The sequence below is a fragment of the Pseudoxanthomonas fibrivorans genome, from assembly GCF_041464125.1.
Lineage (GTDB): Bacteria > Pseudomonadota > Gammaproteobacteria > Xanthomonadales > Xanthomonadaceae > Pseudoxanthomonas.
On sequence record NZ_JBGNUG010000002.1, the window covers coordinates 449,539 to 473,971 of the forward strand.

The following is a 24,433-nucleotide window of genomic DNA, read 5'->3' on the forward strand; positions in this document are numbered from 1 at the left end:
CCTCGTGGCGCGCTCAGTTGACCTGGGCGAAGTCGAAGGGAGTGGCGGCCTGCCTGGACAGCAGGTCGTGCTGGAGTTCGAGGGTGAGCATCTGCTCCAGCAGGGCGTTGCGTTCCTGCCACAGCGCCTGCCGACCCCGCGTGTCGAGCGTGGCGTCGGCCAGTGCCGCGTCGATGGCGCCGATCGCGCCCGCCACCTGCTGCGTGGCGGTCTCCATGCCGGCATTGGTGGCGCGGGGCCCCTGCACGCGGCCCAGCAGGCTCTCCAGGCGTGCGGACTCGGCATACATCCGTTCGAGGCTCGCGTCGTGATGGCCAGCGGCGTCGGCCGGAGTGGGGTGCACGTCCGCCGGAGCTGCTCGCACGGCAGCGGTCGCCGTGGTGGATTCCGGCGGTGCGATGGGACCGTCCGCTCGTGGGCCGGCGGCGAGCGTGCCGGCCGGCAGGTCGACGCGCATCCCCGCGGTGATGTCGCCCCCGGCCGCGTCGTCCGCGCCGACCGGCCCACGCAGCAGCGTGACGGCGGGGACGATCGCCAGGCAGGCGATGGCGGCCGCGAGTGCCCACGGCCAGGCCGGGCGTCGGGCCCGTTCCGCATCGAGCCTGGAGGCGATCCGCCGCCACCCGTCGGCGGGTGGCGCTTCCAGCGGCAGGATGGCGAAGGCCTCGTGCCAGTCCGCGGGGACGCGGGGAGGGTGGTCAGACATGGGCGGGTTCCTCGACCTGCAGCAGCGCGCGCAGGCGGCGCGTGCCGCGCGACAGTTGCGACTTGGAAAAGCTGGGCGTGCGTTGCATCAGTTCCGCGATTTCCTCGTGGGTGTACCCCTCGGCGTGGTAAAGCCACAGCACGCTCCGGGTGGCGGCGGGCAGCGCGACCAGGGCGCGCAGCAGGAGCGCGGCGTCGGCCGCGGCCGGCGGAGGCGCGCCGGCGTCCTCGAACTCGTGGCCGTCCAGCGGCAAGGTGTCCTCGATCCGGCGGCTGCGGCGCAGGCGCAGCAGCGCCTCGTTGATCGCGATCTGCCGCAGCCAGCCCCAGAACGGCCCGCTGCCGCGGTACTCGCCCACCCGGCGCAGCAGCTTGAGCATCGTTTCCTGCAGCGCTTCGCTCGCTTCGTCGCGATCGCCGCACAACCGCAGCGCCAGGGTGAAGACCGGCCGCTCGAACCAGCGGTAGAGCTGTTCGAAGGCGGCGCGCTCGCCACCGCGCGCGCGCGCCAGCAACGCCTCGGGCACCTCGATCGCGAAACCCGAGCGGGGACCTTCCCCGCCGGCGCGCAGGTCGGCCGCCGACACGGCCGGTGCGAGCGCGAGGCAGCTGGCGGGGGCGAGCAGGGGGGTGTCGGTCGTCATACCGCTATCTGGATGCCGGCGGCGGCGAAAGCGTCGCAGCCCATGCCGTCCAGCTGCGACCACCGGCCTGCCCGGGCGGTTCCGCGGCCGGACGCGCCTATACTGGTCCCCAGGCATGGGAGAGGCCGCGCGCGGCCAAGGAGCAGGGGGATGTTCTCATCGGGTTTCGTCGCCGTGGTGCTGCTGGTGGCCGGCGTCATCGTGCTGTTCAAGACCGTGCGGATGGTGCCGCAGGGCTACGAGTGGACGGTCGAGCGCTTCGGCAAGTACACCCATACCCTGGACCCCGGCCTGCATTTCCTGATCCCGATCATCTACGGCGTGGGCCGCAAGGTGAACATGATGGAGCAGGTCCTGGACGTGCCCAGCCAGGAGGTGATCACCAAGGACAACGCGGTGGTCAAGGTCGACGGGGTGGTGTTCTTCCAGGTGCTGGACGCGGCCAAGGCGGCCTACGAGGTGTCCAACCTGGAGGTGGCGATGATCGCCCTGGTCCAGACCAACATCCGCACCGTGATCGGCTCGATGGACCTGGACGAATCGCTGAGCCAGCGCGAGACGATCAATGCCCAGCTGCTGAACGTGGTCGACCACGCGACCAACCCGTGGGGCCTGAAGGTCACCCGGATCGAGATCCGCGACATCCAGCCGCCGCGCGACCTGGTCGACTCGATGGCCCGGCAGATGAAGGCCGAGCGCGAGAAGCGCGCGCAGATCCTCGAGGCCGAGGGCCTGCGCCAGTCCGAGATCCTGCGCGCCGACGGCGAGAAGCAGGCCGCGGTGCTGGAGGCCGAGGGCCGGAAGGAGGCCGCGTTCCGCGACGCCGAGGCGCGCGAGCGCCTGGCCGAGGCCGAGGCGAAGGCGACCCAGATGGTGTCCGACGCGATCGCCCAGGGCAGCGTGCAGGCGATCAACTATTTCATCGCCCAGAAGTACGTGGAGGCGTTCAAGGAACTGGCCACCGCACCGAACCAGAAGTTCGTGCTGATGCCGATGGAGGCCAGCGGGGTGATCGGCTCGATCGGCGGCATCGCCGAGCTGGCGCGCGAAGCGCTCGGTGGCCAGCAGCAGAAGGCAGCTGCCGCGCGGCCGCAGCCGCCACGCCTGGGGGACTGAGCCATGCGCTGGGACGTGACCGGCTGGGCCGTGGCCGCGCTGCTGCTGATCGCCGCCGAGACGCTGGCGCCGGGCGCCTTCCTGCTGTGGATGGGGTTCGCGGCGGTGGCCGTATTCGCCGTCGTGCTGCTGGTGCCGGGGATCCCGCTGCTGGCGCAGGTGGCGGCCTTCGTGGTGCTCAGCTTCATTTCCATCCAGGTCTACCGCAAATGGTTCCGCAAGGCCGCCCGGCAAAGCGACCAGCCGCTGCTCAACCGGCGGGCCGAACAGAATGTCGGCCTGGTCGCGCCGCTCGACCAGCCGATCGTCGGTGGACGCGGACGGATCAAGCTGGGCGATGCCTTCTGGGTGGTGGAAGGACCGGACCTGGCGGCCGGTACCGCCGTGCGCGTGGTCGCGGTCAACGGCATGGTCCTGAAGGTCCAGGAGGCCTGAGCGCCGGGCGCGGCGCGCGGCGGCCATGGGCGGGTGTTGTGGCTGCGAGGTCGAGGTGCGGCGCCTGCAGGCGCGGCAGCGGCGGGTGTTGTGGGCGGTGCTGGCGATCAACGCGGCGACCTTCGCCGGCATGGTCGCCGCGTCCCTGCACGCGGGTTCCAGCGCGCTGCTGTCGGGCGCGCTGGACAACCTGGGCGACGCGCTGACCTTCGGGCTGAGCCTGCTGGTGGTCGGTGCCTCGCTGCCGGCCAAGGCCAGGGTGGCGCTGTTCAAGGCAGCACTGATCGCGATCGCGGCATTGGTGGTGGCGGCGTCCATCGCCTGGCGCCTGGTCGTGGACCCGGCGGTGCCGGTCTTCGAGACGATGGGCTGGGCCGGCGGCGTCAACCTGGCGGCGAACCTGGCCTGCCTGTGGCTGCTGCGGCCGCACCGCCACGGCGACGTCAACCTGGCCTCGGCCTACGAATGCGCGCGCAACGACATCGCCGACGGCCTGGCGGTGCTGGCCGCCGGTGCGGGCGTGTGGTGGGCCGGCGCGGGCTGGCCGGACCTGCTGGTCGCGGCGCTGTTGCTGGGCGTATTCCTGCGGTCGGCGTTGCGCGTGTTCCGGGCGGCGCGGCGCGCGCTGCGGGAGGCCGCCGCCGGGGCGGGCGGTTGCGACTGAAAGGACTCTGGGATAATGGCCGCTTTCCTTCCCGCGAGACCGCCATGACCCGCAAGACCGTCCTCAACGACACCCACCGCGCGCTCGGCGCCAAGATGGTCGACTTCGGCGGCTGGGACATGCCGATCCACTACGGCTCGCAGCTGGACGAGCACCACCTGGTGCGGCGCGAAGCGGGCGTGTTCGACGTCAGCCACATGACCGTGGTCGACCTGCACGGCGAGCGGACCCGCGAATTCCTGCGCCACCTGCTGGCCAACTCGGTGGACAAGCTGAAGCTGCGGGGCAAGGCGCTGTACTCCTGCATGCTGGACGAGCGCGGGGGTGTGATCGACGACCTGATCGCCTACTACCTGGACGAAACCTTCTTCCGCCTGGTGGTCAATGCGGCCACCCGCGACAAGGACCTGGCCTGGATCCAGCGGCAGGCCGCCGCCTTCGGCGTGGAGGTGCGCGAGCGTCCGGAATTCGCGATGGTGGCGGTACAGGGGCCACGGGCGCGGGACGCGGTCATCGGCCTGCTGCGCGAGGCCGACCGGGCCGGGGCGGGCAAGCTCGGGCGCTTCGCGGCGATGGAGGCGCAGACCGGTACCGGCGTGCCGCTGTTCCTGGCGCGCACCGGCTATACCGGCGAAGACGGCTTCGAGATCGTGCTGCCCGAAAGCGAGGCGGTGGCGTTCTGGGACGCGCTGCTGGCCGCCGGGGTGAAGCCGGCCGGACTGGGCGCGCGCGACACCCTCCGGCTGGAGGCGGGCATGAACCTCTACGGCCAGGACATGGATGAGTCCACCACGCCATGGGAAGCGGCGCTGGCGTGGACGGTCGCACTGGACGAGGGACGCGATTTCGTCGGCCGCGCCGCGCTGGAGGCGCAGAAGGCGGCCGGCACGCCGCGCCAGCTGCTCGGCCTGGTGATGGACGAGAAGGGCGTGCTCCGCCACGGCCAGAAGGTGCTGACCGCGCAGGGCGAGGGCGAGATCCTCTCCGGCACCTTCTCGCCGACGCTGGGCAAGGCGATCGCGTTCGCGCGCGTGCCCGCCGGCGAACCCGGTGAGGTCCGCGTCGACATCCGTGGCCGCGAGGTGCCGGTGCGCGTGGTGAAGTTCCCGTTCGTGCGCGAAGGCCAGGCCCAGCCCGGCGTGCTCGGCTGACGGGGCGGGGCCGCCGTGCAGCGCGGCCTGCGTTTACTGACCGGCGGAGTCCTCCGCTAAACTAGCCACCCATTCCAGACCCAGCGCGTGACCGGAGCCCCCATGAGCGAGATCCCCGGCGACCTCAAGTTCCTCAAGTCCCACGAGTGGGCCCGCGTCGAAGGCAATGGCCGCGTCACCGTGGGCATTTCCGACCACGCCCAGGGCCTGCTGGGCGACCTGGTCTACGTCGAGCTGCCCAACGTCGGCGACAGCGCCGAAGCCGGCAATGCGGTGGCGGTCGTGGAATCGGTCAAGGCCGCCTCGGACGTCTACAGCCCCGTCAGCGGCCGGATCGTCGAGGTCAACGCGGCCCTGGCCGACAAGCCGGAGACGATCAACGAGGACGCCTACGGCGAAGGCTGGCTGTTCGTGGTCGAGGCCAGCGACGCCGACCAGCTGGCCGAGCTGCTTTCACCCGACGACTACGCCGAGCTGATCGAGGGCGAGGACGACTGATCGCGTCGCGCCTTCCATCGCACACCAGGCCCGCCACCCGGCGGGCCTTTTTTTTGCGCCTGCGTTGCCGCGAGGTCGGCACGGCGGCGCGGCGATGCGGCCATGAGCAGATGCCTTCGCGCCATGAGCGCGTGCCGCGCCGGGTCCGCTCGGGTGGCGGGGACGATGCCCCCGCGCGGCATCCGGCAGACGCGATGTCGACGGCGCGTGGAGGCGAGAAGCGTCGCGGGAGGCGGGAAACGTTCGCGCAGTTCTGCGCAAATCGGCTTGTGCGACGCGAAACGGAAGCGTCGCCCGCGATTTTTTTTTGGACGTGTTCGCTGCCGTCCAAGGGTGGTTCGCGCCGCCCGCGCCGGGCGCGCGTCGCGCATCGAGGAGCGCACGTGCGCGGATGCTGTTTCAGAAAAGCGCTTGTTTTCCGCGCTGGATTGAAATGCGGTTGCGAGCCGGGCCGTCGGCCGCGTCGCTGCGCGTGCGTCCGGGCGCGCGGTCCGGCGCCGGTGGTGCCGTCGGCGGCCGGAAAAAAAAAGCGGGCGGGTGTTGACAGTGAAAAAAACCGTGATTAGGTTTCGCCCAGCAGACGCTGCCTGCCGAAGCGAGTGAGTCGAATCAACACCACAACGCGAAGCACAACTCGGTCATCCGCCAGGAACCTTCAGACGGTGGAGCAGGACCGCTTCCCTCCAAGAAAAGCAGCGAACCCCCGATCTACCGCCCGCGCGATCGCAATGCGCGGGTCTCACCGTATCCGTATCGACGTGCGTATCGCGCCGACGGACTCCCCCCGGCGGTCACCGCCGCGGGTTTTCGCACTGGGCGTTACCCAATCCGTAGTTCACTGACGAGGAGCCAACCATGGCAACGAAGAAAGCTGCGAAGAAGAAACCCGCCGCCAAGAAGGCGGTGAAGAAGGTCGCCAAGAAGGCCACGGCCAAGAAGGCGGTGAAGAAGGTCGCCAAGAAGGCCGCCGCCAAGAAGCCGGCCAAGAAGGTCGCCAAGAAGGTCGCCAAGAAGCCGGCGAAGAAGGCTGCCAAGAAGGCCACCAAGAAGGTCGCCAAGAAGGCCACCAAGAAGGCTGCTAAGAAGACCGCCAAGAAGGCGGTGAAGAAGGCCTCCGCCAAGAAGGCGGTGAAGAAGGTCGCCAAGAAGAAGGTCGCCAAGAAGGCCGCCGCCAAGAAGCCGGCCAAGAAGGCTGCCGCCAAGAAGCCGGCCAAGAAGGCCGCCAAGAAGAAAGTCGCCAAGAAGAAGGCGGCCCCGGTCGCGCTGCCGGCTACCCCGGCTCCGCTGATCTGATCAAACCCCGATAGCCGTACCGAATGACTCCCTCCCCGATGCCCAGCGGGGAGGGAGTTTTTTTATGTGGGGATCGCAAGCGCCGTGGCGCCGGCACCCCGGACGCGGGTCGGCCGGGATGCGGGTGCGGTGCCTCCCGCCGGCGTCAGTCGGGAGAAGCGACCGAAGCGGAGGACGACGCGCCGCGCGCGGCAGGCTCCGGCGACGGCGTGCCGTCGGCCATGAGGTTGTCGGCGCCGAAGTCGGTGTCGACGTCCAGCCAGCGCTCTGCCGGCAGGCCGATCGCCCGGTCGATGATCGTCGGCAGCATGCCGCTGGGCAGCGAGCTTTCGCTGTTCCACAGGATCGCGATGCCCAGGTCGCGCCCGGGCAGCAGCGCGGTCATGCCGCGGTAGCCCTGCACCGCGCCGGCATGGAACACCACTTCTTCGCCGGCGTAGTCGAACACCCGCCAGCCGAGCGCGTAGCTGGCCGCGTCCACCCGGTCGCGGCGCCAGCCCGAACGCATTTCCCCGGGCGTGGACACCACGGGCGCGTGCAGCGTGGCCAGCAGCGGCGCGGGCAGCACGTCGGGACGGTGACCGGTGTGGGCGAGCAGCCACTGCGCCATGTCGCTGATGCTGGCGTTGACGCCGGCGGCGGGCGGCAGGCGGTAGTAGGTCGGCTTGGGGTTGATCGAGACCCAGCCGTTGCGGCTGCGCACGTGCGGCCGTGCCCAGTGCGGGCTGGACTCGATGCCGGCCAGGCCCATGCTCGCGTCGTTCATGCCCAGCGGTTCGAAGATGCGCCGCTGCACCGACTGCTCGTAGAAGCTGCCGGATGCGGCGAACACCACGTCGCCGACCAGGCTGAAGGCGACGTTCTGGTAGGCGTAGCACTGGCCCGGGGCGCAGGTCAGCGCCGCCGAACCGAGCTTCTGGGAAACCTGGTAGTACTCGGCGTTGCCCTCGATGTCGCGGTCGAACGCGTTGTGCGCCTTCAGGCCGACCCGGTGGCTGAGGATGTCCGCCACGGTGACCTGGCGGGTGTACCCCGGGTCGGACAGGTGGAAGCCGGGGACGTAGTCGGCGACCTTGCTGTCCCAGCGCAGGCTGCCATCGTTGACCAGCAGGCCGGCCATGGTCCCGGCGAACGCCTTGGACAGCGAGGCCAGGCGGAACACGGTGTGCGCGTCGATCGGCTGCGGACGGCTGACGTCGGTGACGCCGTAGCCGCGCGCGCTGAGGATGCGGCCGTTCTGCACGATCGCCATCGCCATGCCGGGCACGCGCTGGCCCTGGACCAGCTGTTCGGCGAGCGCTTCGAAGCGGGCGACGTCGAAACCGCTGGCGACCGGCACCGCGGCGGTGCTGGCGTAGGTCCGGTAGGGCAGCGGCTGGGTGGGCGGCGGCAACGCGCCCGGTGCGAGCGTGGGAGTCTGTGCCGTCGAGGGGAGGGCCATCGCCAGCAGCAATGCCAGCGAGCCCACAGTAAGCGGTCGGATTCCCCGAGGCCTGGCCGGCCGGACGCGCCCGTCTTTCATGATTCGATGCCTGTAAGCTACCGCTGCGACCGATTCTAGCGCCGGTTTTCGTGTGCGCACAAACCAGGAGAAGATGAATGGGCAGTTTGTTGATCCTGTTGGTGTTTTTGGCCCTCATCGCCGGCCTCGCCCTGTGGGCGGTGGGCATCTACAACGGACTGGTGACCAGCCGCAACGGCTGGAAGAACGCCTTCGCCCAGATCGATGTCCAGCTGCAGCGGCGCTTCGACCTGATCCCCAACCTGGTGGAGACCGCCAAGGCCTACATGGGCCACGAGCGCGAGACGCTGGAAGCGGTGATCGCGGCGCGTTCGGCCGCCCAGTCCGGACTGGCCGCCGCCAAGGCGCACCCGGGCGACGAGGCGGCCATGGCCCAGCTTGCCGCCAGCCAGGGCCAGCTCAACGGCGTGCTGGGCCGGTTGATGGCGGTCGCCGAGGCCTACCCGGACCTCAAGGCCAACCAGAACATGATGCAGCTGTCGGAGGAACTGTCCTCGACCGAGAACCGGGTGGCGTTCGCGCGCCAGGCCTACAACGACGCAGTCATGGTCTACAACAACAAGCGCGAGACCTTCCCGTCCAGCGTCGTCGCCGGCATGTTCCGGTTCGACCCTGCGGCATTGCTGGACATCCCTGCCGACAAGGCCCAGGTGCGCGAGGCACCGAAGGTCCAGTTCTGAACCCGGTGCTGCCGGGGGCGGGCGTGGCGCGGGCGCTGGGGAGCGGCGGGCGATGAACTTCTTCGAACACCAGGCGGCCGCCCGGCGCGGTTCGGGCCGGCTGGTGCTGCTGTTCGGCCTGGCCGTGGCCGGCATCGTGGTCGCGGTGGACCTGGTCGTGGTGGTGCTCACCGGCAGCGTCGGGGCGACGCTGGCCGCCACGGTCGCGACCCTGGCCGTGATCGGCCTCGGCTCGCTCTACCGGATCGCGTCGCTGCGCGGCGGTGGCGCGGTGGTGGCCGCGCAGATGGGCGGGACCGCGGTGGCCGAGGACACCACCGACCCCGCGCTGAGGCGGTTGCGCAACGTCGTCGAGGAGATCGCCATCGCCTCCGGGGTGCCGGTGCCCCGGCTGTTCGTGATGGAGCAGGAGGCGGGCATCAACGCCTTCGCCGCCGGGTACAGCCCGTCGGACGCGGCCATCGCGGTGACCCGCGGCGCGCTGGAACGGCTCAACCGCGACGAACTCCAGGGCGTGATCGCGCACGAGTTCAGCCACGTGCTCAACGGCGACATGCGCTTGAACATCCGCCTGATCGGGCTGCTGTTCGGGATCCTGATGCTCAGCCTGGTCGGCCAGCGGGTGCTGATCTACGGGCGCCTCGGCCGCAGCCGCGACGGCATGCCGATCCTGGTGGCGGCGCTGGTGGCGATGGCGGTGGGGGCGATCGGGGTGTTCTTCGGCCGCATGATCAAGGCCGGCGTCAGCCGCCAGCGGGAGCTGCTCGCCGATGCCTCCGCCGTGCAGTTCACCCGGCAGACGCGCGGACTGGCCGGCGCGCTGAAGAAGATCGGCGGACTGCAGGCGGGTTCGCAGCTGCAGGACCGGGCCGACGCCGAAGAGGTCAGCCACATGCTGTTCGGGCCCGGGGTGGCGCTGTCCGGCCTGTTCGCCACGCATCCACCGCTGGTGGAGCGCATCCGCCGGCTGGAGCCGACCTTCGATCTGCGCCAGCTGGAAGCGCTGGAAGCGCGCTGGCGGGCATCGCCACCGGACGGCCTGGCCGAGGACGTCGCGCTCGGCCTGGCCGCCCGCGACGGCGTGCCGCCGCCATTGCCGCCCGCGGAGGCGCCGGTCCTGGTCACGCCGCCCATGGTGGCCGGCCAGGTGGCGGCACCGGCGGAGGACGACTACCGCCGCGCACACGCCCTGGTCGAGGGGGTCGGCGACGACCTGCGCGCGTTGGCCCGCCAGCGCGACGCGGTGATGCCGTTGCTGTTCGGGTTGCTGCTCGACGCGGACCCGGCGGTGGCTTCGCGCCAGCGCAGTGAGATGGTGGCCCGCTGCGGCGAGGCGATGGCGCAGCAGGCCTTCGAGCTGCGCCAGCCGCGCCTGGCGGCGCTGCATCCCGCATTGCGGCTGCCGCTGGCGTCGCTGGCGTTCCCGACGCTGCGCCAGCGCCCGCGGCCGGAACTGGACGCCTTCCTCGACACCATCGACGCCATGGTCCACACCGATGGCCGGGTATCGGTGTTCGAGTACTGCCTCTCGCGGCTGTTGCAGGTGCAGGTGCGCGAGGCGCTCGATCCCGGGCGGCACGCCCGGTTCGGCAGGACCAAGGCCACTGGCGTGCGCCAGGAGTTCGCCACGCTGCTGGCGGTGATGGCGCAGGCCGGGCATCCGGACTCGCCGATGCAGGCGCAGCGTGCCTACCTGGCGGGCCTGCAGCGGGTGCTGCCGCGCGACCACCTGCCCTACCTGCCGCCGGCCGGGGGCGTGCAGGCGCTGGACGCGGTCTGGGAGCCGCTCGACGCGCTCGCCCCGGCGGCCAAGGAGATGCTGGTCGAGGCCCTGGTCGACGCGGTGTCGCAGGACCAGCGGGTCAGCGTGGCCGAGGCCGAGCTGCTGCGCACGGTGTGCGCGGTGCTGCACTGCCCGCTGCCTGCGCTGCTCGAGCGCAGCTGAGCACGGCGACGCGCGTCAGGCCGCGCGATGGCCGCGGACCAGGTCCGCGGCGCGCTCGGCGATCATGATCGTGGGCGCGTTGGTGTTGCCGCCCACCAGGCTGGGCATCACCGAGGCGTCGACCACGCGCAGGTTGTCGATGCCGCGCACGCGCAAGTGCGGGTCGACCACCGCGTCCGCGTCGTCGCCCATCCGGCAGGTGCCGACGGGGTGGTAGATGGTTTCGGCCTTGGCGCGGACGAACCCGGCCAGCTCCGCATCGGACAGATCCGGCCGCGACGGGAAGATCGGCGCGCCACGCCAGCGCGCCAGCGCGGGCTGTCGCAGCACTTCGCGCGAGAGCTTCGCGCATTCCACCATCATGCGCAGGTCGAATCCTTCCGCGTCGGACAGGTAGTTCGCCTCGATCCGCGGCGGCGACCCGGGATCGGCGTCACGCAGGCGGATGCGGCCGCGGCTGCGCGGGCGCAGGAAGCAGGCATGGACGGTGAAGCCGTCGCCGGGCAGGCGGTTGCGGCCGTGGTCGTCGAGCATCGCCGGCACGAAGTGGAACTGCACGTCAGGCCTGCCGTCGGCGGCGAGCGCCGACCGCACGAAGCCGCCGGCCTCGGCGATGTTGCTGCTGCCGGCGCCGCGCCGCCCGCGCAGGAACCAGTCGAATGCGATCTTCAGTTCGCTGGCGCGGTCGTAGCTGAGCCCGGGCGGGCAGTGGTGAAGGGTGCAGATGTCGAGGTGGTCCTGCAGGTTGCCGCCCACGCCCGGCAGGTCGGCCGCGACCGCGATGCCGTGCCGGGCCAGCTCGGCGGCCGGCCCGATGCCCGACAGCATCAGCAGCTGCGGCGAATTGACCGCGCCGCCGCAGAGCAGGACGTCCGCCACCGCCGCCGCATGGTGCCGCCGTCGGCCCCGCAGGTACTCCACGCCGGCGGCGCGCCCGCGTTCGATCACGATCCGGCGCACCCGCGCCCCCGTCGCCACCACCAGGTTCGGCCGACCGCGCGCCGGGCCCAGGTAGGCGGCGGCCGCGGAGCAGCGGGCACCATCGCGCTGGGTCACCTGGTAGAGGCCGATGCCGGCCTGGGACGGCCCGTTGAAGTCGTCGTTGCGCGGCCAGCCGGCCTGCTCGCCGGCGTCGACGAAGGCACGCGACAGCGGATTGACGTGGCGCAGGTCGGACACGCACAGCGGGCCGCGGTCGCCGTGCAGGGTCCCGCCGCCGCGGGTGTTGCCTTCGGCGCGCAGGAAGTACGGCAGGACCGCGTTCCAGTCCCAGCCGGCGGCGCCGGCCCGGGCCCATTCGTCGTAGTCGTCCGGCGTGCCGCGGGTGTAGCACATCGCGTTGATCGAACTGGAGCCGCCGAGCACCTTGCCGCGCGGCCACCACAGCCGGCGCCCCAGCAGCTGCGGCTCCGGTTCGGTGCGGTAGTCCCAGTTGATCGAGGTGTCGTTGACCAGCCGGCCCAGTCCCGCGGGCATGTGGATCAGGGGGTTCCAGTCGCTCGGGCCGGCCTCGAGCAGCAGCACGCGGCAGGCCGGGTCCTCGCTGAGGCGGGCGGCCAGCACGCAGCCGGCCGAGCCGGCGCCGATCACGATGTAGTCGTACACGGATGCCCCATGGATGGCGGCCGGTGCCGTGGGGCCGCGGTCGGATGCTGTCGGCTGCACGCGGTTCGGCGCAAGTCCCCGCGGCGCAATGCGCGACCGTCGCTTGCGCCGCGGGGTCCGGAGGAGCGCCGGAGGCTGGCGATGTTGCAGTGCATCGGATACCGTGCGCGCCAAGGCCGGGGCTGCGCGCCCGGCCGGCATGACCCGAGGAACGCCTTGCCATGACCGCCGCAGACACGGCTAATTCCCGGCCCGGCCGGCTCCGCTCGGCGCTGGCCGAGTCGCCGCCGCTGCTGTGGTCGTTCGTGTACTTCTTCTGCCTGCTCAGCGGCTACTACGTGCTGCGGCCGGTGCGCGAGGCGATGGCGGCCTCCAGCGACATCGAGGCGGTGTTCCCGCCGGCGCTCATCGGCTTCTTCGCCGAGCGCGGCGTGGCCCTGGGCGAGTTCACCCTGCAGTTCATCTTCACCGCGGTGTTCCTGATCATGCTGCTGCTGCAGCCGGTGTACGGCTGGCTGGTCAGCCGGTTCCCGCGGCGGGTGTTCCTGCCGGCGATCTACGGCTTCTTCATCGCCACGCTGCTGCTGTTCTACGTGATCTTCGACAGCGGCATGGCCGGCCGCGGGCTGGCCTTCATCCTCTGGATCACCGTGTTCAACCTGTTCGCGGTGGCGGTGTTCTGGAGCTTCATGGCCGACATCTACAGCAACGCGGAGGCCAGGCGCTATTACGGCTACATCGGCGCGGCCGGCACGCTCGGCGCGTTCCTCGGGCCGGTGCTGACCCGCGTCCTGGTCGAACGGGTCGGCATCGCCAACATGATGCTGGTGTCGGCGGCGCTGCTGGTGGCCTGCGTGGTGTGCATCGCGCGCCTGCGCCAGTACGCGGTGGCGCGAGAGGGCGAGCGCGGGCTGGCCAGCGGCGAGCAGCCGATGGGCGGCCAGATCCTGGCCGGGCTGAGGCTGGTCGCCCGGGAACCGCTGCTGCGCTGGCTGGCGCTGCTGGTGGTGCTGGGCGTGGGCATCGGCACGCTGCTCTACAACGAGCAGAACCGGATCGCGCGCACTGCCTTCGCCACCGCCGAGGAGCGCGCCGCGTTCTTCTCGACCCTGGACCTGGCGGTCAACCTGCTCACCCTGGTGGTGCAGCTGCTGGTCACCCGCGCGCTGATGTCGCGCTTCGGCATCGCCCCGGCGCTACTGATCCCCGGCTGCGCGATCATCCTGGGCTTCTCGGTCCTGGCCGCGTCGCCGTTGCCGATGATGGTCGCGGTCGTGCAGGTGTTCACCCGCGCCAGCGAGTTCTCGCTGGCCAAGCCGGCGCGCGAGACCATCTACACCCGGGTCGGGCGCGAGTGGCGCTACAAGGCCGGTGCGGCGATCGACACGGTGATCTATCGCGGCGCCGACCTGACCTTCGTCTGGCTGCACAAGGGGCTGTCCGTGTTCGGCTCGGGCGCGGTGTTCGGTTTCGGCGTCCTCGTCGCCAGCCTGATGACCTTCTCCGCGGTGAAGCTGCTGCGACGCGAGAAGCAGCTGCCGGGGAGCCGCGAAGCGGCCGTGGTGGACGGCGAGCCTGCCTGACCGCTCAGGCCCGCCACAGTGGCAGGGCGAACAGCAGCGAGCCGAGCACGAACAGCGCGGTCAGCCCATGGACGGCGGCATGGTTGACCCGCAGGAACACGAACTGCTCGACCGTGCGTCCGGCCCAGAACACGACCATGAACCACAGCAGGGCGCGGCCCAGCGGCGTGCCGCGCAGCTCCGCCGGGAACAGCAGGCACAGCGTGCCCACGCCCAGGAAGACATAGGCCAGTCGCAGGTTGAGGATCTGGGTGATCGCGCGCGTGGCGAGCCCGACCCGCGCAAGCTCGCGCTTCCAGCCGAACAGCTTCCAGAACGCGAGGTGGAAGGCGGCGAAGCCGAAGCTGTGGAGGGCGCAGAGCAGCAGCGGAACGTCGCTGGCCATGGCATCCCGGCGCCGGCTCAGCCCTTGCGGGCGGGCCTGGGCGACACCCACATGGCGATGCGGGCGCGGAACACGGTTTCGCCGTCACGGTCGCGCACCACGACGCCGACCGGCAGGTCATAGCCGGCGGCGGCCTCCACCAGCGCCACGTCCGGGGTGGCCACCGCATGCATCGGACCGTTCGCCTTCTTCAGGTATTCGACGGTCATGCCGCGCGGGATCCACCGCATCGAGCCGGGCAGGCTGGCGTCGGTCATGACCCCGGCGACCAGCTCGGCCAGGTTGCACAGCGCGATCGCATGCACGGTGCCGAGGTGGTTGGTCACCTTGCGGCGATGGCGGATCGTGGCCTCGCAGCGGCCGGGCTCGAGCCGGGTGATGCGCGGGGCGATGGTCGCGAAGTAGGGCGCCTTGAAGCAGACCGCGCGCGAGAACAGCCAGTCGCCGGCGGGCCAGCGCTGCAGGCGGTGCCAGGTGTCGAGCAGGCGGTTGGCCATCGGATGCGTCCTGTCGGTGCGTCGGGTGTCGGGCGGGCCTGTCGCGATCCGCCCCGGGGCGGATGCGAAGACGGCGGGCCGAAGCCCGCCGCCACTTGTGTCGCTCGTGGTGCGCGCGGGCCGTCAGGCCGCTTCGCGCGCGCCCGGGCGCGGCTGGTCGTAGTAGCTGGCGGCGCGCAGCTCGTGGACGTCGAAGTCGTCGACGGTGATCGTCTCCAGGGTCAGCGCCCGCAGCTCTTCCAGCAGCTTGCGCTCCTCGACGGTGATCACGCCCTCGGCCACGGCCTCGTCCAGCTGCGCCGGGAACTCCAGCGCCTCGATGCCCTTGGTCTTGAGCGCCTTGAGGAACTTGCGCTCCACCGGCTCGGCCTGCACGGCCTTGGCGAGGTAGCTGTCGATGCGGCCGCCCGGGTTGTTCGGGCACGGGGTCAGGAACACGCCCACGCCCAGGCGGTCGCGCGCCTCGTTGGGGGTCATCAGCAGCGAGGCGACGCGGTGGTTGAGGCGGTCGCCCGGGGCCTCGGCGCGGCGGCCGAGCGGGAACACCAGCGCCCACAGCGCCCAGCCGACCGGCCGGATCGGGAAGTTGCGCAGCGCGTCGGACAGCGCGGTCTCGATCACGTGGAAGCTGTTGTACATGCTCCATGCCAGCAGCGGCTTGTCGGCTTCCGGCGTGCCCTCGTCGTGGTAGCGCTTGAGCACCGCGCCGGCCATGTACAGGTGGCTGAGCACGTCGCCCAGGCGGCCGGACAGCGACTCCTTGAACTTCAGCTTGCCGCCGAGCAGCAGCATCGACACGTCGGCCATCAGCGCCAGGTTGGCGGCGTAGCGGTCGAGCTTGCGGAAGAACGGGCGGGTGTAGTCGTCGCCCGGGGCGCCGCCGACCTTCGACCCCGTCAGGCCGAACCAGAACGAGCGGAACGCGTTGGAGATGCCGTAGCGCACGTGGCCCGACAGGCTCTCGTCGAAGCTGTCCAGCGCGAGGGCGCGGTCGGGCTCCTGCGCCGCCTTCATTTCCTTCATCACCCACGGATGGCACAGGATCGCGCCCTGGCCGAAGATCAGCAGGCTGCGGGTCATGATGTTGGCGCCTTCGACGGTGATGCCGATCGGCGCGGCCTGCCAGCTGCGGCCGGCGAAGTTGCGCGGGCCCAGGATGATGCCCTTGCCACCGATCACGTCCATCACGTCGGAGATGACTTCGCGGCCCATGTTGTTGCAGTGGTACTTCGCAATGGCCGACGGCACCGACGGCACGTCGCCGCGGTCCACCGCCGCCGCGGTGGCCTGCGACAGCGCGCTGATCGTGTAGGCCTTGCCGCCGATCCGGGCCAGCGCTTCCTCCACGCCCTCGAAGCGGCCGACCGACAGGCCGAACTGCTTGCGGATGCGGGCGTAGGCGCCGGTCACGCGCGCGCCGAACTTGGCGCCGCCCGAGGCCGTCGAGGGCAGGGTGATCGAACGGCCCACCGCCAGGCACTCGTTGAGCATGTTCCAGCCCTTGCCGGCCAGCTCGGCGCCGCCGATCAGCTGGCTCAGCGGGATGAACACGTCGCGGCCGCGGATCGGGCCGTTCTGGAACGGCGAGTTCAACGGGAAGTGGCGACGGCCGATTTCCACGCCGGGGGTCTCGCGCGGCAGCAGGGCCAGGGTGATGCCGATGTCCTTGGTGTCGCCGATCAGGCCATCAGGGTCGTACATGCGGAACGCCAGGCCGACCAGCGTGGCCACCGGCGCCAGGGTGATGTAGCGCTTGTCGAAGGTCAGCCTAACGCCCAGCACGTTGGCGCCGTTCCACTCGCCCTTGCAGACGATGCCGAAGTCGGGAATCGAGGTCGCGTCCGAGCCGGCGAACGGGCCGGTCAGGCCGAAGCACGGCACTTCCTGGCCGATCGCCAGGCGCGGCAGGTAGTAGTCCTTCTGCTCCTGGGTGCCGTAGTGGTTGAGCAGCTCGCCCGGGCCCAGCGAATTGGGCACGCCCACGGTCGAGCTGACCACGCTGGAGACCGAGGCGATCTTCTGGATCACCTTGTGGTGGGCCAGCGCGGAGAAGCCCAGGCCGCCGTACTGCTTGGGGATGATCATGCCGAAGAAGCGGTTCTTCTTGATGAAGTCCCACATCTCGGGCGGCAGGTCGGCGTGGACGTGGGTGATTTCCCAGTCGTTGATCATCCTGCACAGCTCTTCCACCGGGCCGTCGAGGAAGGCCTGCTCCTCGGCGGTGAGTTGCGGCTTGGGATAGTTGAGCAGCGTGTTCCAGTCCGGGTCGCCGGTGAACAGCTCGCCCTCGAAGCCGACCGAACCGGTCTCCAGCGCGATGCGCTCGGTCTGCGACAGCGGCGGCAGGATCCGGCGGAACACGTTGAGCAGCGGCGCGACGATCAGCGGCTTGCGGATGGCCGGGATCAGCAGCGGCACGGCCACCAGCGCCGAAAGGATGCCGATCACCGCCACGGTCGGGCGGTGCGCGCCCAGCAGCCAGCAGGCGACCAGGGCCACGGCCAGCAGCGCGGCCCAGCTGGCCAGCCGCAGCCGGTGGTAGGCGGCGAATCCGCCGATCAACAGGAAGGCCAGGATAGGCGCGGCGATGCTCATGGGTCTGCTCCGATGACGGGCGCGGGCGCCCTTTGCATGGCGGAACTGCCGGTCCCCTCGGTCCGGTCCAGTTCAGCCAGGTATTCCAGCACGGTGGCGGTAAACCGGTCGTTGTCGTCCCCGGCCAGCATATGCGTGGCGTCGGCCAGCTGCACGTGGTGCGCGTGCGGGGCCAGTTCGAGGAAATCGGCGACCGTGCGCTCCGATACGAGGTCGCTGCGGCCGCCGCTCACGAGCAGCAGCGGGCAGCGCACGCCGCGGGTCGCCGTGGCGATGTCGTCCTGGTGCTGTTCGCTGTCGCGGGCCAGCTCGTCGACCAGCCGCGGATCCCAGTGCCAGCGCCAGCGGCCGTCGGGGCCTTGCCTCAGCAGCTCGCGCAGCGAGTCCGGCGAGCGGCCGCCCTCGCGGCGGCGGTGCGGCAGGTAGGCGGCGATGCTGTCGGCGGCCTGTTCCAGCGAGCCGAAGCCGTCCGGGAACGCGGTCATGAAGCCGAGGATGCGCTGCACGCCGGCCGTTTCCCAGCGCGGGGTGATGTCGACCAGGACCATGGCCCGGAACAGGCCGGGCCAGCGCGATTCCGCGAGCAACCCGAACAAGCCGCCCATCGACGCGGCGACCAGCACCGGCGGACGCGGCATTTCGCCGGCCAGCACGATCAGGTCGTCGGTGAACTGGTGGCCCGTGTAAGGCTCGCCCTCGGCATTGCGGTCCGAGCCGCCATGTCCACGCGCGTCGTAGGCGAGGCCGGCATGGCCGTGTCCGGCAAGCGCCTGCGCGGTGGCGGCCCAGGCCCGGCGCGTCTGGCCGAAGCCGTGCGCGTACAGCACCGATGGCGCGATGGCCTGCCCCGGGGGTGCATGCCGGCTGGCGGCGAGCATCAGGCCCGCCCCCTGCAGGTGCAGCGCGTCGTTCGGCGGAGCGAGGGTGGCGGCCGGGTCCATACCAGATGGTATGGATGAGGGCGCAGCAAAGTCAATACGAATGCGTATGGCCGGCGTCGCCCGCGGCGTGACGCCGGCGGAGGGTTGATCCGGCACGGTTTCGGGCGTAACGGCGTACTGCAACGCACTGCGGCGTATGGTTAAATCCGGGCATGAACCCGACCCCGACGGCACCTCCTTCCTCCCCTTCGCCGGCCCCGGCCCGCAGCAGTCGCCTGAGTGCGGCCGACTGGGCGCAGGTGGCCCTGGACGTCATCGCCGAGCAGGGCGTGGCCGCGGTCGCGGTCGAACCGCTGGCGCGGCGCCTGGGCGTCACCAAGGGCAGCTTCTACTGGCACTTCCCGTCGCGCGACGCGCTGCTGCAGGCCGCGCTGGAGCGCTGGGAAGAGGTCGAGCAGGAACAGGTGTTCGGCAGCCTGGAGGAGGTGCCGGACCCGCGCGAGCGGCTGCGCATGCTGTTCCAGCTGGTCGGCCACGAGACCAAGCCGCACGCCATCTACAGCGAGCTGCTCAAGGCGCTGGAGCATCCGGCGGTCGCCCCGGTGATCCAGCGCGTGTCGCAGCGTCGCCTCGAGTACCTGACCGCCTCGTTCCGCCAGGCCGGGCTCGGTCGCACCGAGGCGCAGAACCGCGCGCGGCTCACCTACGCGGCGTACGTCGGCTTCCTGCAGCTGCGGCCGCACCAGCCGAAGATGACCCACGAGGAGTTCGAGGAGTACCTCGAGCACGTGATCAATACGCTGATTCCGGTGTAGCAGGGCGCGGACGGCCCGCCGCGGGTCGGCCCGCACGCGCCCGCCCGGCGCACGCGGCCGGGCAGGCGCGGTGGCCCTGCGTCACAGGCCGGCGAAGGCCGGACGGGTCAGGTTGTCCGCGGCGTCGCCGGTGCAGAGCACCTCGTCCTCGATGCGGATGCCGCCATAGGGGCGGAACGCGTCCACCCGCGCCCAGTCGACGCTGGCGCCGTGGCCGTCCTTCTTCACCTCGTCCAGCAGCATGTCGATGAAGTACAGGCCCGGTTCGATGGTCACCACCATGCCCGGCTCGAGCACGCGGGTCATGCGCAGGTAGGGATGGCCATCGGGGCGGGGGATCGTGCCGCCGCGGTCGCTGGCGGCGAAGCCGGCCACGTCGTGGACCTGCAGGCCGATCGGATGGCCCAGCCCGTGGGGGAAGAACGCCGCGCTCACCCCCGTGGCCAGCGCCGCTTCCGGCGACACCTTCAGCACACCGAAGTCCTTGAGGATGCCCATCAGCGACAGGTGCGCGTCGACGTGCAGCTGGCGGTAGTCGGCGCCGGCACGCACGCCGGCGCACATCGCCTGCTGCGCGGCGTCGACGGCGTCGATCATCGCCTGGAACTCGCTGCCGCGGTCGGCCGCGTAGGTGCGGGTGATGTCCGAGGCGTAGCCGTGGTGGCTTGCGCCGGCGTCGATCAGGAAGCTGAGCGATTCGGACGGCGGATCGCGGTCCAGCTCGGTGTAGTGAAGCACCGCACCGTGGGTGTTGAGCGCGACGATGTTCTGGTACGGCACCTCGGTCGCATCCTGGCGGGCCGCCTCGCAGTACGCCATGTGGATGTCGAACTCGCCGGCCCCGGCACGGAACGCGCGCTCGGCGGCGCGGTGCGCGTGCGCGGCCTTGCGCTGGGCCACCCGCATCAGCGCGACTTCGTACGGCGTCTTGTACGAGCGCTGGTAGTGCAGGTAGTCGAGCGCGTCCGCGGGATTGTTGGGCGCGTAGTCGCCGAGCGCGCCGTTGGCCTCGCCGAGGATCGCGCAGCGCGCCGCCGGACCGGGCAGCAGCGGCAGTGCCTCCTCCGGCGTGCGGATCACGTGCACGTCGAAGTGCGCGACCCACCAGCCCGACGGCGCGTCCGGGACCACGTGCCAGTAGTCGAACGGCTGCAGGTAGATCACCTTCGGCCGCTGGCCGGGCGTGTACACCAGCCAGCTGTCGGTCACCCGGGTCAGCGGCAGCCAGTGCTTGAAGTGCGGGTTGACCGCGAACGGATAGTCGCGGTCGTCGAACAGCTGGTAATGGCGGCTGCCGCTCGCCACCAGCAGGTGGTCGTGGCCGCTGCGCGCCAGCGCCTCGTCGGCGCGCGCGCGCAACGTGGCCAGGTGCTGGGGGTAGAGCGGGGCGGGGTCGGGGAGCTGCATCGGTGGATCCGGGGCTGCGGAAACGCACAGTGTGCCCGATCCGTCGAACCGCCTCCTTGAACGGGCGCCTTCAGCCGGCCGGTGCTTCCTCGCCGGCCCGTACCCATTCGCGGATCGCCCCGCGCTGCTCCTCGGAGATGGTCAGGAAGCGGAACCCGCACCAGCTCTGGCCCGGCGTGTTGGCCGGCACGGCCCAGAGCAGGTGCACGCCCACGCCGACCGGCGAGGCCAGGCCGCGCCCGCCGAGATGGAAGCGCAGCTGGTACAGGGCGTCCTCCACCAGCGATGCCGATGCGATCAGCAGCATGCCGCTCTCGGAGAGGTTGCCGAGCTGGCCGATCACTTCGTCGGTCATCGTGTCGATCACCGGCACGCTCTCGGTGACGTGGCGTCGTGGCGCGCGGCGGGCGTCGTGGATCATGCGCTTGCGGCCCCCATCGCGCCGTTGTTGGCCTGGCCAGTCAGCCCGCGCAGCATGCGCAGCGTGGCGTGCCATGCGCGGTCGATCAGCCGGCCCTTGTCTTCGGTCACGATCCGCGCCTGGCCCTGGGCCATCAGCCGGGCCAGGCTGTCCAGCGAGTGCTCGCCGACCTTGTGCCCGCGCGCGTTGACGAACAGCGCGTTGTCGGTGACCGGGCTGTACCAAGACAGGCGCTGGCGGCGCACGTCGCCCTGCTGGTTGTGCACGAACTCGAACCATGTGCCGAACGGCAGGGTGCGCAGATGCTCGTAGCAGCCCTGTTCGTCTGCCGTGCGCTGCGGCAGTTTCACCTTCTTGGCGTCGTTCGGGTCTCCTTCGCCGAGCCGCGCGCGCGCCTTGAGCTTGGCGGTCAGCTCCGTGCGCGAGGTCGCCTCGTCGTCGTCGCTGCGCGAGAGCCGGCGCGCGATCGCGCTGGCCTCGTCCTCGTGGTATCCCACCTGGCGCAGGGCGGTGTCGACCTGCGTGGCCAGTTCCGGATCGGAGGGCGCATCGGTCGCGCAGGTGATCTCGATGATCCGCGCGGTCGCCTCCTCGCGCTCGCGCCATTCGGGCGACTCCTCGCCGTGGCGCAGTGCGGTGAGGGTCAGGACGTCGGCCCACGCCTGGTTCAGCAGCGCCTGCACGAACTGCGGGGGCTTGCGCTCGCCCAGCCGCACGGCGATCGCCGCCGCGGCGCTGCGCTTGGCCGTCTCCAGGCGGTCGCGGCCGCGCGCGGCCTCGACCTGGCGGCGCTCGCTGACCTCGGCCTTGTGCGCCTGCGCGCGATAGTGCTCCTGCACTTCGCGGTTGGCGCGCTCGAACACGGTCTCGTCGCCGTTGTATTCCTCGACGACCTTGTCCACCGCCTGCTCCAGGCGCAGGACCAGCTGCGGATCGGCATCGTCGTCGGCGAGCCAGGTGGCACCGGACTCGGCCACCGAATTGAGCAGCTCGCGCGCCGGGTGCTGGTCGCGGACGAAGAAGCTGCGGTCCTGGACCGCGGCGCGCACCACCGGCACCTGCAGTTTCTCCAGCAGGTCCTGGGCGGGGGCATCCTCGTGCACCTCGCGGCCGATCTCGCGGTAGAGCATCCCCAGCAGCTCGAACGTGTCGCTGTGTTCCTGCGACAGGCCCGCGTCGGGGCCGTGCGCCTCGCGCATGCGCGCCAGCATGACCTGGCGCAGGTCGTCCACGGTGCGCCGGGGGCGCCCGGTTCCACGCTTGGGCGGGGGCGCCGCCTGCATCGCGCCCAGCACGTTGACCACCGCATCCAGCGGCAGGATCACGCCCGGGGCCGGCCCGGCGATCCCGGGCAGGTCGCCGCGGCGGTCGGAGAGCATGCCCTGCAGGGCGGCGAATACCGCCTGCTCGGGTAGCTCGCCCGCCGGCGGCTGCGCGGCATCGGCGACGCCGCCACCGGGTGCTTCGCCGCCGGGCTGGGGCTGGCGCGAAGCCAGTCCCGCCATCAGCGCGCCACTCCAGGCCGAGGGCCTGGCCTGGCCATGCCAGCCGGTGAGCGGCCGCTGGCTGACCGCCCCGGCCGAGCCGGGAGCGCTGCCGCGCCCGCGGCTCTGGCCCTGGGTGCGCGGCCGGTACGGCAGGTACACCAGCCCCGGCAGGATGCCCTCGTGGGTCAGCAGCACGTTGAGCCGTTCGACCAGCTCGCCGTAGCGCTCCATCACCTGCCGTTCGAACACCCGGTACAGCAGCAGCTGCGCATCCAGGCTCATGTGCAGCGTCTCGCCGGCGTCGCGCAGCACGCGGCACAGCGCGTACGGACCGATCGGCAGGTGCTCGGCGTCGAAGGCCGGCCGACCCGCGAGCACGCCGAAGCGCTGTCCCAGCAGCAGCAGCGGGGTGCCGCCGCGCAGGGCTTCGCGCTTGCCGATCTCGCGCAGGACGATGTCGCGGTCCAGGTCGGTGTCCTCGACCAGGGTCAGCCGCTGGAACTGCAGCGGATCCCGGGCCGGCTCCTCGGCAGGTTCGGCCTCCGGCAGCTCGCGCAGGCGCGCCAGCGAGGCTTCGAGCCCGGCGAGATAGCGCGGCACCACGTCGGCGCGGTGCTGGCGCAGGCGCTGCAGTTCGGCGAAGTGCTCGGACTGGTGCTGGCTGCTGCGGGCCCGGTCCGCCTGCTTGAACAGCTGGCGTTCGAATTCGTTGAGCGCGAGGTTGAGCGAGGTGGTCAGGGTCTGCGCGGCCAGCGCGTTCACCGCCTCGAGAATGTGGCGCACGCGCGGAGGCAACGCCGCGCCCGCGAGCGTGCGCGGCGCGGCGCCGAGGTTCGATGTTGGACGTGCGGTCGATGACATCCGGTGGCCCGGCTCCCCTGTCTCCGGGTATTTAGCATGTTTGCGGCGGAGCGGCCACAGCAGTGCCGGGTTTTTTCCCGTCCGTCAGAGGAACAGGCCGATCACGTCGTTGGCGAAGCGCCGGCCGAGCGCGGTCGGGGCCACGCGGCTGTCCGAAAGGCACAGCCATTCCCGTTCCCGCGCGGTGTCCAGCGCCGGCTGGATGATGTCGCGGGACAATCCGGTCCGGGATTCGAAGTCGGACAGGGCGAAGCCTTCCTCCAGGCGCAGCGCATTGAGCATGTACTCGAACGGGCGCCGCGCCGGGTCGATGCGATCGTCCCCGCCGATCGCCTCCACGCCACCGGCGGCCGCCATCCAGCTGGCGGGGTGCTTGTGCTTCCAGCGCCGCAGGATCGACTGTTCGGCGCCGAGGGTGATCTTGCCGTGCGCGCCCGCGCCTATCCCCAGGTAGTCGCCGTAGCGCCAGTAGTTGAGGTTGTGGGCGCACTGCCGCCCGGGCCGCGCGTAGGCGCTGGTCTCGTAGTGGGCGTAGCCGGCGGCGGCGAGCATGGCCTGGCAGCGCTCCTGGATGTCCCAGGCGGCGTCGTCGTCCGGAATCCCCTGCGGCGGCCGGGCGAAGAAGACGGTGTTCGGTTCCAGGGTGAGCTGGTAGTGGCTGATGTGCGCCGGCTGCAGGGCGAAGGCACGTTCGAGGTCGCGCTCGGCCATGGCCAGGTCCTGGCCGGGCAGGGCGTACATCAGGTCCAGGTTGAGGTTGTCGAAGCCGGCGTCCTGGGCGAGCTTCACCGCCGCCTCCGCCTCGCCGCTGTCATGGATCCGGCCCAGCCGCTGCAGGCAGCCGTCGTCGAAGCTCTGGATGCCGAAGCTGACCCGGTTGACGCCCGCGGCGCGGTAGCCGTCGAAGCGGCCGTGCTCGGCGGTACCCGGGTTGGCTTCCAGGGTGATCTCCGCATCGGGGGCGAACCGCAGGCGCGCGCTGGCCGCCTGCAGGATCCGGTCGATCGCCTCCGGCGGGAACAGGCTCGGCGTGCCGCCGCCGAAGAACACGCTGTGCACGGTGCGGCCCCACACCAGCGGCAGGTCGTGCTCCAAGTCGCGGACCAGCGCATCGACGTAGTCGCCGAACGGCAGCGCGCCCTTGCCCGCATGCGAATTGAAGTCGCAGTACGGGCACTTGCGCACGCACCAGGGCAGGTGGACGTACAGCGACAGCGGCGGCGGGATCAGGGAAGGGGTCATG

The 24,433-nt window shown here is 71.2% G+C and carries 22 protein-coding genes; 10 read left to right on the forward strand and 12 right to left on the reverse strand.

Features of this window, described 5'->3' with window-relative positions; translation table 11 throughout:
* Positions 1-13: 13 nt before the first annotated feature.
* Both ACA089_RS15510 and ACA089_RS15515 read right to left on the reverse strand, forming a co-directional pair.
* Positions 14-706, reverse strand: a complete 693-nt coding sequence (locus ACA089_RS15510; protein WP_372018576.1) for a hypothetical protein — start codon at positions 704-706, stop codon at positions 14-16.
* Entirely contained in the window at positions 699-1,349 is a 651-nt protein-coding gene (locus ACA089_RS15515; protein WP_372018578.1) for an RNA polymerase sigma factor, read from the reverse strand. Before ACA089_RS15515 ends, ACA089_RS15510 begins: the two co-directional genes overlap by 8 nt.
* A 150-nt stretch (positions 1,350-1,499) precedes the next feature.
* On the opposite strand from ACA089_RS15515, the gene ACA089_RS15520 reads away from it, so the two are divergent.
* The 6 genes from ACA089_RS15520 to ACA089_RS15545 all read left to right on the forward strand — a co-directional run bounded on the left by ACA089_RS15520 (position 1,500) and on the right by ACA089_RS15545 (position 6,506).
* Positions 1,500-2,465, forward strand: coding sequence for an SPFH domain-containing protein (locus ACA089_RS15520; protein ID WP_372018580.1), 966 nt, complete (start codon positions 1,500-1,502; stop codon positions 2,463-2,465).
* Positions 2,466-2,468: 3 nt separating this feature from the next.
* Entirely contained in the window at positions 2,469-2,900 is a 432-nt protein-coding gene (locus tag ACA089_RS15525) for an NfeD family protein (RefSeq protein WP_372018582.1), read from the forward strand.
* A gap of 25 nt (positions 2,901-2,925) precedes the next feature.
* Positions 2,926-3,564, forward strand: a complete 639-nt coding sequence (locus ACA089_RS15530) for a cation transporter (protein WP_372018584.1) — start codon at positions 2,926-2,928, stop codon at positions 3,562-3,564.
* A gap of 44 nt (positions 3,565-3,608) precedes the next feature.
* The gene (gene gcvT / locus ACA089_RS15535) at positions 3,609-4,715 is read left to right on the forward strand and encodes a glycine cleavage system aminomethyltransferase GcvT (protein ID WP_372018586.1); all 1,107 of its coding nucleotides are present in this window, start codon (positions 3,609-3,611) and stop codon (positions 4,713-4,715) included.
* A 102-nt stretch (positions 4,716-4,817) separates the two neighbouring features.
* Positions 4,818-5,213, forward strand: coding sequence for a glycine cleavage system protein GcvH (gcvH, locus tag ACA089_RS15540; RefSeq protein WP_372018589.1), 396 nt, complete (start codon positions 4,818-4,820; stop codon positions 5,211-5,213).
* Between the two features lie 855 nt (positions 5,214-6,068).
* Positions 6,069-6,506, forward strand: coding sequence for a hypothetical protein (locus ACA089_RS15545; protein ID WP_372018592.1), 438 nt, complete (start codon positions 6,069-6,071; stop codon positions 6,504-6,506).
* A gap of 145 nt (positions 6,507-6,651) precedes the next feature.
* Here ACA089_RS15545 and ACA089_RS15550 read toward each other — a convergent pair whose 3' ends face one another.
* Positions 6,652-7,947, reverse strand: a complete 1,296-nt coding sequence (locus tag ACA089_RS15550) for a serine hydrolase domain-containing protein (protein WP_372018980.1) — start codon at positions 7,945-7,947, stop codon at positions 6,652-6,654.
* A gap of 158 nt (positions 7,948-8,105) precedes the next feature.
* Between ACA089_RS15550 and ACA089_RS15555 the strand changes: the two genes are divergently transcribed.
* On the forward strand, positions 8,106-8,708 hold the full coding sequence (locus ACA089_RS15555) for a LemA family protein (RefSeq protein ID WP_372018595.1): 603 nt from the start codon (positions 8,106-8,108) through the stop codon (positions 8,706-8,708).
* A gap of 52 nt (positions 8,709-8,760) precedes the next feature.
* Entirely contained in the window at positions 8,761-10,653 is a 1,893-nt protein-coding gene (locus ACA089_RS15560; RefSeq protein WP_372018597.1) for a M48 family metallopeptidase, read from the forward strand.
* Between the two features lie 15 nt (positions 10,654-10,668).
* Here the strand turns inward: ACA089_RS15560 and ACA089_RS15565 are convergent, their stop codons facing one another.
* Positions 10,669-12,258, reverse strand: a complete 1,590-nt coding sequence (locus ACA089_RS15565; RefSeq protein ID WP_372018600.1) for a GMC family oxidoreductase — start codon at positions 12,256-12,258, stop codon at positions 10,669-10,671.
* A 221-nt stretch (positions 12,259-12,479) separates the two neighbouring features.
* On the opposite strand from ACA089_RS15565, the gene ACA089_RS15570 reads away from it, so the two are divergent.
* On the forward strand, positions 12,480-13,841 hold the full coding sequence (locus ACA089_RS15570) for an NTP/NDP exchange transporter (RefSeq protein ID WP_372018603.1): 1,362 nt from the start codon (positions 12,480-12,482) through the stop codon (positions 13,839-13,841).
* A 4-nt stretch (positions 13,842-13,845) separates the two neighbouring features.
* Here ACA089_RS15570 and ACA089_RS15575 read toward each other — a convergent pair whose 3' ends face one another.
* From ACA089_RS15575 to ACA089_RS15590, 4 genes are all read right to left on the reverse strand, one after another.
* A complete protein-coding gene (locus tag ACA089_RS15575; protein WP_372018605.1) occupies positions 13,846-14,226 on the reverse strand; it encodes a hypothetical protein in 381 nt (126 codons plus the stop codon).
* A 17-nt stretch (positions 14,227-14,243) separates the two neighbouring features.
* Positions 14,244-14,723: a hotdog fold domain-containing protein gene (locus ACA089_RS15580; RefSeq protein ID WP_372018607.1), complete on the reverse strand. Its 480-nt coding sequence runs from the start codon at positions 14,721-14,723 to the stop codon at positions 14,244-14,246.
* Between the two features lie 123 nt (positions 14,724-14,846).
* A complete protein-coding gene (locus ACA089_RS15585) occupies positions 14,847-17,318 on the reverse strand; it encodes an acyl-CoA dehydrogenase (RefSeq protein WP_372018609.1) in 2,472 nt (823 codons plus the stop codon).
* Complete coding sequence (locus ACA089_RS15590; RefSeq protein WP_372018612.1) at positions 17,315-18,259, reverse strand: alpha/beta fold hydrolase; 945 nt, start codon at positions 18,257-18,259, stop codon at positions 17,315-17,317. The genes ACA089_RS15585 and ACA089_RS15590 overlap by 4 nt, the downstream gene beginning before the upstream one ends.
* A gap of 152 nt (positions 18,260-18,411) precedes the next feature.
* On the opposite strand from ACA089_RS15590, the gene ACA089_RS15595 reads away from it, so the two are divergent.
* The gene (locus ACA089_RS15595; RefSeq protein ID WP_372018615.1) at positions 18,412-19,014 is read left to right on the forward strand and encodes a TetR/AcrR family transcriptional regulator; all 603 of its coding nucleotides are present in this window, start codon (positions 18,412-18,414) and stop codon (positions 19,012-19,014) included.
* Between the two features lie 81 nt (positions 19,015-19,095).
* Here the strand turns inward: ACA089_RS15595 and pepQ are convergent, their stop codons facing one another.
* The 4 genes from pepQ to hemW form a co-directional block, all read right to left on the reverse strand.
* Positions 19,096-20,421 (reverse strand): Xaa-Pro dipeptidase, encoded by a 1,326-nt coding sequence (gene pepQ / locus ACA089_RS15600; RefSeq protein ID WP_372018618.1) that lies wholly within the window; start codon positions 20,419-20,421, stop codon positions 19,096-19,098.
* Positions 20,422-20,491: 70 nt separating this feature from the next.
* Positions 20,492-20,842 carry a PilZ domain-containing protein gene (locus ACA089_RS15605; protein ID WP_372018621.1) on the reverse strand — a complete coding sequence of 117 codons (351 nt, stop codon included), beginning with the start codon at positions 20,840-20,842 and terminating at the stop codon, positions 20,492-20,494.
* A complete protein-coding gene (locus tag ACA089_RS15610; protein WP_372018624.1) occupies positions 20,839-23,190 on the reverse strand; it encodes a DUF1631 domain-containing protein in 2,352 nt (783 codons plus the stop codon). Before ACA089_RS15610 ends, ACA089_RS15605 begins: the two co-directional genes overlap by 4 nt.
* Positions 23,191-23,274: 84 nt before the next feature.
* A complete protein-coding gene (gene hemW, locus ACA089_RS15615; RefSeq protein ID WP_372018627.1) occupies positions 23,275-24,432 on the reverse strand; it encodes a radical SAM family heme chaperone HemW in 1,158 nt (385 codons plus the stop codon).
* Position 24,433 lies beyond the last annotated feature (1 nt).